Annotated in this window: 10 protein-coding genes; 3 read left to right on the forward strand and 7 right to left on the reverse strand. The window is 29.5% G+C overall.

Translation table 11 applies throughout. From position 1 onward, the window contains the following. Positions 1 to 51: 51 nt before the first annotated feature. Positions 52 to 2,973 carry a serine hydrolase domain-containing protein gene (locus tag N2251_RS02565; RefSeq protein WP_260585144.1) on the forward strand — a complete coding sequence of 974 codons (2,922 nt, stop codon included), beginning with the start codon at positions 52 to 54 and terminating at the stop codon, positions 2,971 to 2,973. Here the strand turns inward: N2251_RS02565 and N2251_RS02570 are convergent. The 7 genes from N2251_RS02570 to N2251_RS02600 all read right to left on the reverse strand — a co-directional run bounded on the left by N2251_RS02570 (position 2,954) and on the right by N2251_RS02600 (position 10,459). Continuing rightward, positions 2,954 to 4,000: a lysophospholipid acyltransferase family protein gene (locus tag N2251_RS02570; RefSeq protein ID WP_260585145.1), complete on the reverse strand. Its 1,047-nt coding sequence runs from the start codon at positions 3,998 to 4,000 to the stop codon at positions 2,954 to 2,956. The two genes, N2251_RS02565 and N2251_RS02570, sit on opposite strands and share 20 nt — an antisense overlap. Before the next feature lie 3 nt (positions 4,001 to 4,003). Further along, complete coding sequence (locus tag N2251_RS02575; RefSeq protein ID WP_260585146.1) at positions 4,004 to 4,915, reverse strand: bile acid:sodium symporter family protein; 912 nt, start codon at positions 4,913 to 4,915, stop codon at positions 4,004 to 4,006. Next, the gene (locus tag N2251_RS02580; RefSeq protein WP_260585147.1) at positions 4,899 to 5,537 is read right to left on the reverse strand and encodes a DUF4159 domain-containing protein; all 639 of its coding nucleotides are present in this window, start codon (positions 5,535 to 5,537) and stop codon (positions 4,899 to 4,901) included. Before N2251_RS02580 ends, N2251_RS02575 begins: the two co-directional genes overlap by 17 nt. A gap of 492 nt (positions 5,538 to 6,029) precedes the next feature. Next, positions 6,030 to 7,190, reverse strand: a complete 1,161-nt coding sequence (locus N2251_RS02585) for a helix-turn-helix domain-containing protein (protein ID WP_260585148.1) — start codon at positions 7,188 to 7,190, stop codon at positions 6,030 to 6,032. 39 nt (positions 7,191 to 7,229) lie between these two features. Continuing rightward, positions 7,230 to 7,940, reverse strand: coding sequence for a 16S rRNA (uracil(1498)-N(3))-methyltransferase (locus N2251_RS02590; protein ID WP_260585149.1), 711 nt, complete (start codon positions 7,938 to 7,940; stop codon positions 7,230 to 7,232). Then, positions 7,940 to 9,058 (reverse strand): GTP cyclohydrolase, encoded by a 1,119-nt coding sequence (locus N2251_RS02595; protein WP_260585150.1) that lies wholly within the window; start codon positions 9,056 to 9,058, stop codon positions 7,940 to 7,942. The genes N2251_RS02590 and N2251_RS02595 overlap by 1 nt, the downstream gene beginning before the upstream one ends. An 18-nt stretch (positions 9,059 to 9,076) precedes the next feature. Next, positions 9,077 to 10,459 carry a transporter gene (locus N2251_RS02600; RefSeq protein ID WP_260585151.1) on the reverse strand — a complete coding sequence of 461 codons (1,383 nt, stop codon included), beginning with the start codon at positions 10,457 to 10,459 and terminating at the stop codon, positions 9,077 to 9,079. A 137-nt stretch (positions 10,460 to 10,596) separates the two neighbouring features. On the opposite strand from N2251_RS02600, the gene N2251_RS02605 reads away from it, so the two are divergent. Continuing rightward, complete coding sequence (locus tag N2251_RS02605) at positions 10,597 to 10,875, forward strand: DUF4834 family protein (RefSeq protein WP_260585152.1); 279 nt, start codon at positions 10,597 to 10,599, stop codon at positions 10,873 to 10,875. A gap of 2 nt (positions 10,876 to 10,877) precedes the next feature. After that, positions 10,878 to 13,298 carry a YfhO family protein gene (locus N2251_RS02610; protein WP_260585153.1) on the forward strand — a complete coding sequence of 807 codons (2,421 nt, stop codon included), beginning with the start codon at positions 10,878 to 10,880 and terminating at the stop codon, positions 13,296 to 13,298. The last annotated feature ends 11 nt before the right edge of the window (positions 13,299 to 13,309 follow it).

The raw sequence follows: 13,309 nt of genomic DNA on the forward strand, positions 1-13,309 counted from the left end.
TTTTAATTATTGTGTAACGCAATAAAAGTGTAGAAAAAGAAGGAAAAAAACATGAAAAAGATACTCATAATTTTAATAACAGTATTTGTACAAGTACTACAAGCTCAGCAAACGGATCCGTTGTTAGCAAAAGATGCGGACGGACAAGAGAAATGGGTAGATAGCATTATGAATAATATGTCGATTGATGAAAAAATCGGACAGTTATTTATGATACAAGCCTATTCTAACAAAGATAAAAAGCATGAGTTGGCTATTACCGAAATGATAACTAAGTACCATGTTGGTAACTTAATTTTTATGCAAGGAACACCAGAAAAACAAGTCGTTTTAAATAATAAATATCAAGAAGTATCTAAAGTACCACTAATGATTGGTTTTGATGGTGAATGGGGTTTAGATATGCGTCTTAAAAACACGTATCGTTTTCCTTGGAATATGACTTTAGGTGCAATTAAAGATAATGAACTGTTAGTAGCAACAGGAAAAAGAATTGGTGAACACTGTAAAAGAGTTGGTATTCATATCAATTTTGCTCCGGTGGTAGATATCAATACAAACCCTAAAAATCCGATTATCGGAAATCGATCTTTTGGAGAAAATAAAGAAAATGTAACTCAAAAAGCAATTGCTTTTACAAAAGGGATGCAAAGTGCGGGAGTGTTAGCAAATGCAAAGCACTTTCCAGGTCATGGAGATACAGCGGCAGATTCGCATCATACATTACCAACAATTAATTTTAGTGAGCAACGATTAGATTCGTTAGAGTTGTATCCTTTTAAAAAAATGTTTAAAGAAGGTGTTGCTAGTGTTATGACAGCACATTTAAGTATTCCTGCTTTAGAAACGAATGTGAAATTACCATCATCATTATCAAAAAATGTTGTGACTACTTTGTTGCAAGATAAATTAGGCTTTAAAGGATTGATAATTACGGATGGTTTAAACATGAAAGGAGCTGCTAATTATTCAACTCCAGCACAAATAGATGTTGCTGCGATTTTAGCAGGTAATGATGTATTATTGATTTCTCAGGATGTTCCTGGTTCAGTAAGATTGCTTAAAAAAGCATTAACTGATGGAGAATTAACAGAAGAACGTTTGAATTATTCTGTAAAAAAGATATTAAAAGCGAAGTATTTAGTCGGTTTAAACTCGTATAAATCAATTGATACGGAAAATATATCAAAAGATATAAATTCACCTTATGATGAGGTTTTACATAGAAGATTAATAAAAGATGCGATAACCGTTGTAAAAAATAAAGAGGCTATTTTACCAATTAAAAATTTAAAGGATAAAAAAATAGCATACGTTGCTTTAGGAGATGCAAAAGGAAGCTCTTTTGTTGATATGTTAAAAAATTATACGGCAATAGATGTCGTTTCAGATAAGCATTTGAGTGTATTAAAACAAAAACTAGAAAAATATAATTTGATTATTGTTGGTTTTCATAAATCAAATAAGAATCCTTGGAAAGGCTATAAGTTTTCAAATAAAAATTTAGTTTGGTTACAAGAAATATCAAGAAACAAAAAAGTTATTTTAGATGTATTTACGAGTCCGTATAGTTTACTTCAGGTAAAATCATTTGAAAACATAGAAGGTGTTGTAGTATCGTATCAAAATAGTGTTTTATCGCAAGAGTTATCAGCGCAAGCTTTATTTGGCGCTTTTGATTTAAAAGGAAAATTACCGGTATCAATTAAAGAAAGTTTTAAAGAAGGAACCGGGGAGTTTGTAAAGGGAATTAATGTGTTTCAATACACAATCCCTGAAGAAGCGGGAGTTTCATCAGAAAAATTATCAATAATTGATAAAAGAATTGATACTATTTTACAACAAAAAATGGCACCAGGAGGGCAGGTTTTTGTAGCAAAAGACGGAAAAGTAATTTATAATAAAAGCTTTGGCTATCATACAAACACAAAAAAAAGAGCTGTAAAAAATTCTGATATTTATGATTTAGCTTCTTTAACAAAAATATTAGCATCATTGCCTATGGTGATGAAAGCAGAAGAGGAAAGAAAATTAAGTTTGTACTCTAGTTTAGGTGATGTTTTACCAAGGTATAAAGATTCTAATAAAGACACTTTATTAATAAAAGAACTATTGTCTCATTATGGTCGTTTACGCTCATGGATTCCTTTTTACATGAATACTAGAGATGAAGAAACAGGTAAGAACTCAGTAAAATATTATCGAAAAATACGAACAGGTAAGTTTAATATTAAAGTTGCCAGAAACTTGTATTTAAAGCGAAGTTATAAAGATTCTATATACAAGCATATTGTTGAGTCTGAACAGCGAACAAGAGTAGGCTATAAGTACAGCGATCTAGGTTACTATATGATAAAAGAAATTATAGAAAAAAAATATAAGAGGCCATTAAATAAGTTAGCAGATGAATATTTTTATAGCTCGTTAGGTGCTAACAGAACAAGTTATTTGCCGCTTGCTAAATTTAGAAAATCTGAAATTGTACCAACAGAGAGAGATACTTATTATAGAAATCAGCTAGTACATGGTTATGTACATGATATGGGCGCAGCTATGATAGGTGGTGTAGGTGGTCATGCTGGTTTGTTTTCGAATGCGAATGATGTAGGGAAGATTATGCAAATGTATTTACAGGAAGGAACTTATGGTGATAAAAAATATTTAGAACCAGAAACCGTACAGAAATTTAATAAGCGTTACTATGCAAAAAGAAAAGTAAGAAGAGGTTTAGGTTTTGATAAACCTCAATTAAACCCCAAAGTTAAAGCAACTTGTGGCTGTGTTTCAGATGAAAGTTTTGGGCATAGTGGTTTTACCGGAACTTATACTTGGGCAGATCCTGCAACAGGAGTGGTATATGTTTTTTTATCAAACAGAATATATCCTACCATGAACAATAGAGGTTTGGTAAAAAGTAATATCCGTACTAAAATTCAGGAAGATATTCAAGATGCTATTTTAATGACGGAGTAGTACTTAATTTGGTGTAAAAAAGGACTATTAAAATTGACGTAACTAAATATACAATGGCAATTTCCCAATCAAAAAAGAAATATAGGATCAAACTTTGTAATATATAAAAAAGAGGAAAAAGCACTATGCTTAAGGTAAATCGAAATGTATCAATAAATTCAATTTCGGGTACTTTTTTACTTAACAGTTTCCAAATAAAATAAGGAATAACACTATTTATTAAAAGTATATAATATAAGAAAGAAGCGTAGTTTTTACTACGTTTTTTTTCTTTTGGAAAAGAATCAGATTTAAGAATAGCATTTGTCGCACCAACTTTTGTGAAATCTACTTGAGCTTTATCTAGCTTCTGTATTGTAGTTGTATAAAACTCATCATTTGTTATGTGAACACTTAAATTTTCTAGTTGATGAGCAACTTGTTCTTTTATTGTTTTAATAGATTTAAAAATATCATTTTGATTATAAAACTCATTTGCTAAAATAGGTTTTCCGAAATTTAAAGTAACTTTAGAAGGATAGCTAGATGAGTTTTGATATGTAAGACCAATAGGGACAACATGAATATTTAGATTAGGGTATTTTTCTAAAGCACTGTAAATTATTCGAGTAAACCCTTTACTTAAAGGCCTAATGGTTCGTTTTCTATTATGACTTCCTTCTGCAAAAATAAGTAAAGTCTCCTTGTTATTTAAAAGGTCTTGACAATCATTAAAAATGGCTTCATTTTTTGATAATTGTTTTATCCCATCTCTTATGCGGTAGATTGGCATTAAACCTAATAAATTTAAAAAAGCAGCAGCTATTGTATTTTTAAAAACAGCAGCACGTACTAGAAAATGAATTTTTCTTTTGGTATTTGTAGCGATTAATAAAGGATCTATTAATGCGTTTGGGTGATTTGCAACAAATAAAACAGCGCCTTTTTTAGGAACATTATTTTCACCTAATACCGTTATTTTTTTTGAATAAAAAAATAAACCGATTTTAATATAAATTTTAAAAATTGAATATAAAAGTGTTTTCATTTACTATTTTTTTCGTCCCCAATAAGTTGCTAAAACCATTCCAGAGAAAACATCCCAAATTCCCCAAAAAGCTGCGAGTAAAGCCATGCCTCCTAAACCTTCAAAAAAACCAAAAATTAATAACAGTCCTAAGCCTCCATTCTGAATTCCGGTTTCTATAGCAATTGTTTTACTATCTGATTTGTTTAAACCAAAAAGTTTGGCGGTAAAAAAACCGAGAATATAAGCGAAAATATTATGAAAAATAACTAAAAACAATACGTGATGAATGTAGTTTTTAAAGATGCTTAAATTTTGAGAAAAAGCGATTACTATTAAAAGAATAAATACGGTCATAGAAAGAGGTTTTAATACCTTTTCTATTTTTTCTGCCATTTCAGAATGATAGTGTTTTATGAGCATTCCGAGTATTAAAGGAATACCTAGAATTAACGAAACAAGTTTAAATAATTCAAACGGGTTTAACTCAACTGTTTTTAAAATTGCATTCGTAGGCTCGTATAAACTTCCCCAGAAGTGTAAATTTACTGGAGTCATAACAATACATATAAGTGTTGCGAAAGCTGTTAAACTTACAGATAAAGCAGCATTACCGCCAGCCATTTTACTAAAAAAATTAGAAACGTTTCCGCCAGGACAAGCTGCAATCATCATCATTCCTAAAGCAAAACTGGGGTGTGGTTGTATTAAAATAATTGCTAAAAAAGTAGCAGCAGGTAATAATATAAACTGAGATAATACGCCAACAAAAACAATTTTAGGTTTTTTAAAAAGTCGCTTAAAATCGTCAATTTTTATGCCTAATGCAACGCCGAACATAATTATAGCAATGGCAATATTTAATAACCATAAACCTTCTGAATCGAAGTTTATTTTAATACTATCTATTTGTGTTTCACTAATGTTTAAAAGCATACTCTATAATATTTGATCCCATTTTTAAAGCTTTCATTCTTGTTTCTTTAGGATTATTATGAATTTCAGCATCTTCCCATCCATCACTTAAATCACTTTCATAATCATAAAAAACAATTAAACGGTTTTTGTAAAAAAGCCCCAACCCTTGTGGTGGTTTTTTGTTGTGTTCATGAATTTTAGGCATTCCTTTAGGAAAAGAAAATGTTTGATGATAAATCGGGTGATTGTTTGGTATTTGTTGTAAAGTTAGTGTTGGGAAAACTTTTGTTAATTCCCGTCTTATGTATTTATCTAACCCATAATTATCTGATATATGAATAAATCCGCCCGAGATTAAGTAGTTTTTAAGATTTTTAGCTTCATCGTTCGTAAAAAAAATATTACCATGACCGGTAACAAAAATTATTGGGTAATTATTTATGTTATCATCATCGAGTGTTATTGTTTTAGCTTTATCAATAGCCGTATGAATGTTTGTATTACTAAATTGTATTAAATTAGGTAGTGCTGTTGGGTTAGCATACCAATCACCACCACCTTTATATTTTAAAGTGGCAATTTGCTGAGAGAAAATGAAAGTGTAACTTATAAGAAATATAGGCAGTAAAAGGTTTTTCATTTTTTTAATTTGCATTATAAAAAGCAAGATAACAAAAGAACAATAAAAAACACCAATATTACTATTGGTGTTTTGTTCCCCTTAAGAAATTAATTGTATTTGAAGATCCCCCTTAACTGATATTCAATACTTATAATCTAATTTCCGCTTCCGAAGATAATTAGATCTTAAGTTTTAAGAGTTCGGAATCATCCAGTTTGGGTGTTTAAGGACTAATCTTAATAAAAATTGAGTGATATTATTTTATAAATAGTATTAAAAATAAAAAACACCAATATTGCTATCGGTGTTTTTAGTAGTATCTTTTTCTTTTTCATTACTGAGAAGAATCTCAATAATTTATCTTCGAAGCTATAGTTCTAAAAAAGAAAACCCCTTCAAAAATCTCCATTTTTAGAATTTATAGACCTCTGGTACAAATATACTAAGGATATAAAAACAAGGAGTTCGAAATCATCCAATTTGGATGATTTCGAACTATTTTATTGGGTTTTAAATTTCAATAGCTTTAGTTTTTTTAAACTGAACAGGTGTATAGCCCGATTTTTTCTTAAAAGCAGTATAAAATGTTGATTTTGAGTTAAAACCAGATTCTAATCCGATAGATGTGATTGTGTAATTAGAATAACTTGGATCAAGTAAAAGCAGTTTAGCTTGCTCAATTCTTTTTTCATTAAGGTAATCTGTAAAAGATTTTTTAGCAATATTATTAATAATTAAAGAAAGTGTACTTGTGCTTAATTCAGTATCTTTTGATAGTTTTTTTAAGGTGTATTTAGGTAGTAAGAATTTTTTATTTTTATCAATAAAATTATCTATTTCTAAAAATTGCTCTTTGTGTTTTTCAGAAGAAGTGTCTTTAGTATTTAAGTTTATTGTTTCAAGATTAAAACCTTCATCTAAATCAATTAATAATGATTCTCTAATTTTCTTACGCTCCTTTAGTATTCTTATTTGTTTTAATCCTTGGTAGCCTAACCAGTAAATAAGTAATGTTGTATAAATTCTTAGAGGATAGTAAGAGAATAAGAAACCAGTAAAGTTCATTTTTACTTTAATGATTAAAGCAAGTATCCATAATACATAACCTACAGTTGTAAGTTTAAAAAAAGTATACACCCATTTTAAATTATCGAAAGATGTTATTTTTGTAAAAAGTTTTTCTTTTCTATAAAGTATATATAGTGAATAAATAAAAACACTTAAAGAGATGGTTAAGCTAAATATTTCTTCAAAAGAAGTGTATCGTTCATAAATGTAATTTAAATTCTCTTGAGAATTTGTGTCATTGTAGTTATATACGAAAACAATTTGTGTTGCGATTATAATTAAAAATAAAGGCACTATTGCTTTTAATATATTATACGATTTCTTAGATAAATTTAAATAATTTATAAGGAACATATATAGGAAGGGCATTGCTAAAAAATGCCAAGGTATTTGTAAGTAATCTAAAGAGAATTTATGTTGAAATAAATGTTTCTCTAAAGCCCAAGATTGAATATTGTTTAATGAAATAGCAAGTATTAGAAAGTTTAAATAAAGCATGCTTTTTTCTCTTCCGTTTTTTGAACAAAAAAGGATAATACTAAAAGCAAAACCATGTAAGGCGCTAATAAGTAAAAACAGGTTAAATAAAGTAGGGGTATCCAATAAGTAAGGTTTTAAACCAAATATATAAAAAAAAATGAATTATTGATTGATAAAAGCAATACTTTGAACGACATTTAAACCAGCAGTTTCGGTTCGAAGGCGATTTTCACCTAATGAAATAGGTGTAAAGTTTACAGTAAATGCTGACTCAATTTCCTTCATTGAAAAATCACCTTCGGGTCCAATGAGTATTGTTTGTTTAGCGTTTTTAGCAGCGCTGTTTTTTAAAAGTTTTTTTTCAATATTTTCTTCGCAATGGGCGATAAATTTTTCTCCTGAGAAGTTTTGTTTTATGAATTCTGAAAATTTTATAGGAGGATTAAGTTTTGGTAATGTAAATTGTAATGATTGCTTCATGGCAGATTGCACAATTTTAGATAATCGTTCAATCTTCACTATTTTTCTTTCAGAGTTGTCGCAAATAATAGGGGTAATTTCATCAATACCAATTTCAGTTGCTTTTTCTAAAAACCACTCTAAACGATCATTATTTTTAGTAGGTGCAATAGCCACATGTAAATAATAATCTCTGTTATTTGGTTTTTCTTCTTTTTTTATAACCGTTGCAAGACATTTTTTGTCACTAGCAATTGCTATTTCTACTGAAAATAAAAAACCATTACCGTTTGTAATGTGTAATATGTCACCTTCTTTTTTTCTTAAAACACGAACAATATGCCTGCTTTCTTCTTTTTCGAAGGTAATTTGTTTGGTGTTTGGAGTGATATTTTGATTAAAAAATAGCTGCATTATAAATCTAATTTATAAGTTCTTCTTCGTTTGTGTGTTGTTGGATTAAAATCTTTCCAAATTTGATGGATAGCGATATTATCTTCTAATTCTGGAGTTCTAATACAATTTATGATTCCTTTTTTAGAAAAAGTATCACAATATTGTTTGAATATAATAGCAAAAACACCTTTGTTTTGATATTCAGGCGCTACACCAATTAAGTAAAAGGTAACGTCTTTTGAGTTTTTTCTAGCGTTTAATAAATGAAAAAGGCCAAAAGGAAAAAGCTTACCTTTTGCTTTTTGAAGTGCTTTAGAAAATGAGGGCATTACAATGGCAAAAGCAACTAATTTATTATCTTTATCTACCACAAACTTTATATATTCAGGATTGATAAAACTGATGTATTTTTCTTTAAAATGGGTTACTTGTGCATCAGAAATAGGTACGTAAGTTGATAATTTTGAATATGCTTTGCTAAATAATTCAAACATTTCATCAACGTACGGCATTATAGCTTTGGTTGAAGTAAAACTTAACGGTTTTAAACCGTACCTTCTTTGAATGATGTTACTTGCTTTTCCGTATTTTACAGCATCTACATTTTTAAAAAGAAATTTATTTTCTAAATATTCCTTTTCTTTCTTTAAGCCTAGTAGCTCAAAATGTTTCGAATAATAAGGGTGATTATACCAAGTAATCATCGTGCCAATATGGTCAAAGCCGTCAATAAGTACTCCGGTTTTATCTAAGTTATTAAAACCAACAGGGCCTTCAAGGTATTCTAAGTTATTTTTGTGACCTATTTCTTTAACTTTATTTAGTAGTGCTTCAGTAACCTTTATATCATCAATAACATCAAACCAACCGAATCGTATTTTTTTAATTTGTTGTTTTTCTACTTCATAAGTATTTATAATAGCAACAACTCTTCCTACAATTTGTTCGTCTTTTAATGCAATAAAAAAAAATGCTTTTGCGTTTTCAAAAACAGGATTTTTATTAGGGTCGAAATTATCAATCTCATCACTGATAATAGGAGGAACCCAGTTTTTGTTATTTTTATAAAGAGAAAAAGGAAATTTAACAAATTGTTTCATTTCCTTTTTTGATATTACTTCTTTGATTTTAATCATACAGCAAATGTAAGATTTTTAATTGTCCTTCTTTTGCTCTTTTTCGTCTTCCTTTTTTAAATCCTCTTCTAATTTTTTAATCTCTTTTTCTAGTTTTAAACGCTCTTCTTCTTTACGTTTTGCTTCTTTTAAAAGATTTTTTTCTATCTCTTTACGTTCTTTTTCTTTACGCTTAGCTTCCTTTTCTTCCTCTTTTTTAATGTTTTTCTCTAATTTTAAACGCTCTTTTTCTTTGTTTTTAATAGCTTTTTCAGCTTCTTTTACTGCTTTTTTTGCAGCTTTCTTTTCAGCTTTTGTTGTTTTTTTCTTTTCTTTAATATCTTCTTTAACAATAACGTCAACTAAAGATTTAGAGCGCTCTCTTTTTGGTCTTTGTATAGTTATTTTTTCTTCTTTTTCGCCTTCTTTTATCGTTACAGTATGTTTGTCTTTCTTTTTAAATACACCTTTTATCTTATCAAATAAACGACCAAAGAAACCTTTGTTTTCTGTGTATTTAGTAGATTTTTGTTCTTCAATTTTATTACCAAACTCATCTACTTCTAAAAATTTATTATGATGCCTGTTTATCCTGTATGAGACTCCCACGCTTGTATGAAGTCCTATTTTTTCTTGATCAAAACTACCTCTTAGTGTAGCATTAAATTGCATATCTTCATTAAATAGATAAGCAGCTCCGATACCAACATTATTTTTACGTTCGTATTTTTCGAAAGTATCTTGCCATTCTGCAAAACCAGACCAATAATCATTAAAGTTATAGGTACCTGTAATAATGTATGATAATTCCGTAAAGTCGGTTCCTATATTGTCGTAATATAAGTTTGTAACCACGTTAAGTTTAGTTGAAAACTCATTTTGAAGCAATAAACCAACTTTCGGGCTAATACCACCTTTTTTGTGTGGTGTATTTAAGATACTTCCAAAATTAAGCCCAGCATAAGCTCCTATATGTGGAATCCATCTTTTGTAATCAAAAGAATGTCTTGCTCTCCAACTTCTAATTTCTTTCTTTTTGTCGTTGTATTTAGGTGTATAGATTAAATACTTTGCTCCTAAGGTAAGTTGCCCTAAGCCAAATTCGTTATATGAAGATTCAAAAACGTTTTTAAAAGCAATTTTATCGCTCTGTAGACTGGTTTTTAAATTAAATTCTAACTTTTCAGAAAAAAAACTGGTTCTAAATAAAAGGTTTAAACCTGTAGCTTGTGGATTACTGAAAGTTGGTGTTGCACTTGTACTCCTAAAAAAAAGACTACTTTCAAATTGATACACACCTGATCCAACACTATAAGGACTTTCAGAAAAACCAGGGTTGTTTGAGTTTATAACCGTTGTATACTGGGCATTTGTAGCCAAGGTTAACAAAAAAGTAATAAACAAAAGAAGTTTCTTAATCATGTTGTAAATTCAATTAATACAATTAGTACAAACATACATAAAATACAAATTACTATATAATATAAGTTTTGTAAAGTCTTAACGCTTCGTTTTGCTTCAAATTGTTATTTTTGATTAATTTTTTATTAAAAGTTAAGATGATACATATAAATGAAGCTGGACCTATGAATTTTTTAAGAACCATATTAATAATTATACTTGTTTATTACGTACTAAAATTTTTGGTGAAGTTATTTGCTCCTTATTTATTAAAAAAAGCGGTAGATAAAGTTCAGAAAAAAGCAGCACAACAATATAATAATCAGCAAGAAAGTACTGTTGATGAAGGAAAAACTGTTGTAGATAAAAAACCACAAGACACCAAACAAAGCAATAATTCGGTAGGGGAATATGTTGATTTTGAAGAAATAGAATAAGCATGAATTACAAAAAAATGATTCCGTATGCGATAACAATTGTTGCTTTTGCAATTATATCGCTGCTATATTTTAATCCGGTTTTAAGCGGAAAACGAATAAAACAAAGCGACATTACCCAATTTATAGGAATGTCTAAAGAAGTAAAAGATTATAGAATAGCCAATGATGAAGAACCTTATTGGCTAGGAAACGCTTTTAGCGGTATGCCTGCATATCAGGTTAGTGCGTATTATCCGAATGATTTTGTTAGATATATTGATAAAGCGATTCGCTTTTTACCACGTCCTGCAGATTATTTGTTTTTATATTTCTTAGGATTTTTCTTGTTACTAACAGCCTTAAAAGTAGATTGGAAGCTTGCCGTTTTAGGAAGTTTATCCTTCGGGTTTTCTACATATTTGATTATTATTTTCGGGGCAGGACACAATGCAAAAGCACATGCAATTGGGTATATGCCAATGGTAATAGCTGGAGTTTTATATGTTTTTAGAAAACGATATTTAGTCGGATTTGTAATTACAGCTTTAGCAATGGCCTTAGAAGTATACACAAATCACCCGCAAATGACTTATTATTTAGGTTTTTGTTTGTTGATATTGGCAATTGTAGAATTTATAGAAGCTTTTAAAACCAAAACATTACCAGTATTTGCAAAACAAGCTGCGGTATTATTGGTTGCAATGTTTATTGGTTTAGGCGTAAATTCTACCCGATTATTATCAATGAAAGAATACGGTGATTTTAGTACGCGTGGAAAATCGGAATTAACGATTGCTCCTGACGGATCACCAAAAGAAAAATCTACAGGATTAGATAAATCATATATTACCGAATATAGTTACGGAATTGCAGAAACTTTTAATTTGATAATTCCTCGTTTTATGGGAGGAGGAACGGTTGAAGAATTAGGAGAAGATTCTAATTTTTATCAAGTTTTAGAACAAAACGCAGGTAAAAGTGTTGCGAAAGATTATTCGAGCCAGGTTTTAACGTATTGGGGAACACAGCCAATTGTTGAAGCGCCCGCATATATTGGAGCTATTTTATTCTTTTTATTCTTTTTAGGCGTTTTCTTAGTAAAAGGACGTTTAAGAAATTGGTTGGTAGCTGCTACTATTTTTTCAATTATGTTAAGTTGGGGGAAAAATTTCTCAGTTATTACAAACTTTTTTATTGATTATGTGCCGCTGTATAATAAATTCAGAGCGGTTTCATCTATTCAGGTAATAGCAGAACTATGTGTGCCTTTATTAGGAATGATAGCTTTACGAGACTTGTTTTCATCAGAAGTAGCATCCGAAGAAAAAGAAAACGCTCTAAAAAAAGCATTTTATGTTTTAGGCGGAATTACTTTAGGTTTTGCGGTATTCGGATCTAGTTTATTTGCTTTTGAAGGATTACGAGATAGTCAATATCAAGAATTACCAACATTAATAGATGCTTTAATTGCGGATAGAAAAGCGATGTTGTTTAACGATAGTATTCGCTCATTTTTATTGGTTTTAGCATCAGCAGCTTTATTGTGGTTTTATCTAAAAGGAAAACTAAAACAAGTGCCGGTTTTAATTATTTTAGGAAGTTTAATTCTTTTCGATTTAGTTTCTGTAGATATTAAATACGTAAATAAAGAAGATTTTACATCGGCAAGAAGAGTGTTAAAACCATTTACACCAACCCAAGCTGATAAAGAAATATTAGAAGATAAAAGTTATTATCGTGTAGCTAATTTTGGTGGAAACCCGATGCAAGATGGTAGAACATCGTATTTTCATAATTCGATTGGTGGTTATCATGCTGCGAAAATGAAACGCTATCAAGAGTTATTTGATTATCAAATCGCAAAAAATAACATCAACGTATTAAATATGTTGAATACAAAATACGTTATTGTTGGTGAAGATAAATTTCAAGAAAATACAGATGCAAACGGAAATGCGTGGTTTGTTAATTCTTTAAAAATAGTTAATTCAGCAAATGAAGAAATACGAGCGTTAGATAGTTTAAATACTAAAACATCAGCTGTAATTAATGGACGAGAATTAAAAAGAAGTCCACAAGGATATATGGATTATAATAATATATTTAAAAAAGATTCAACAGCTACAATTTCATTAATTAAAAATAATGTTACAACCTTAGTTTATAAAACAGCTACGCAAGAAAATCAGTTTGCTGTATTCTCAGAAATTTATTATAAAGATGGTTGGAATGCTTATTTAGATGGCGTTAAAACTGAACATTATCAAGTAAATTATGTACTTAGAGGTATGAATATACCAAAAGGAAAACACGAAGTTGTATTTAAGTACGAACCAACCGTGATACGAACCGGAAATATAATTACATTATTTTGTTACGCGTTATTATTGCTAATTCCGATTGGTTGGTTTGTAATTCGTAAAAAGAAGCAGCAAAAATAAATTTAGAGTTC

It is taken from the genome of Tenacibaculum haliotis (assembly GCF_025215075.1).
In the GTDB taxonomy this organism is placed as follows: domain Bacteria; phylum Bacteroidota; class Bacteroidia; order Flavobacteriales; family Flavobacteriaceae; genus Polaribacter; species Polaribacter haliotis_B.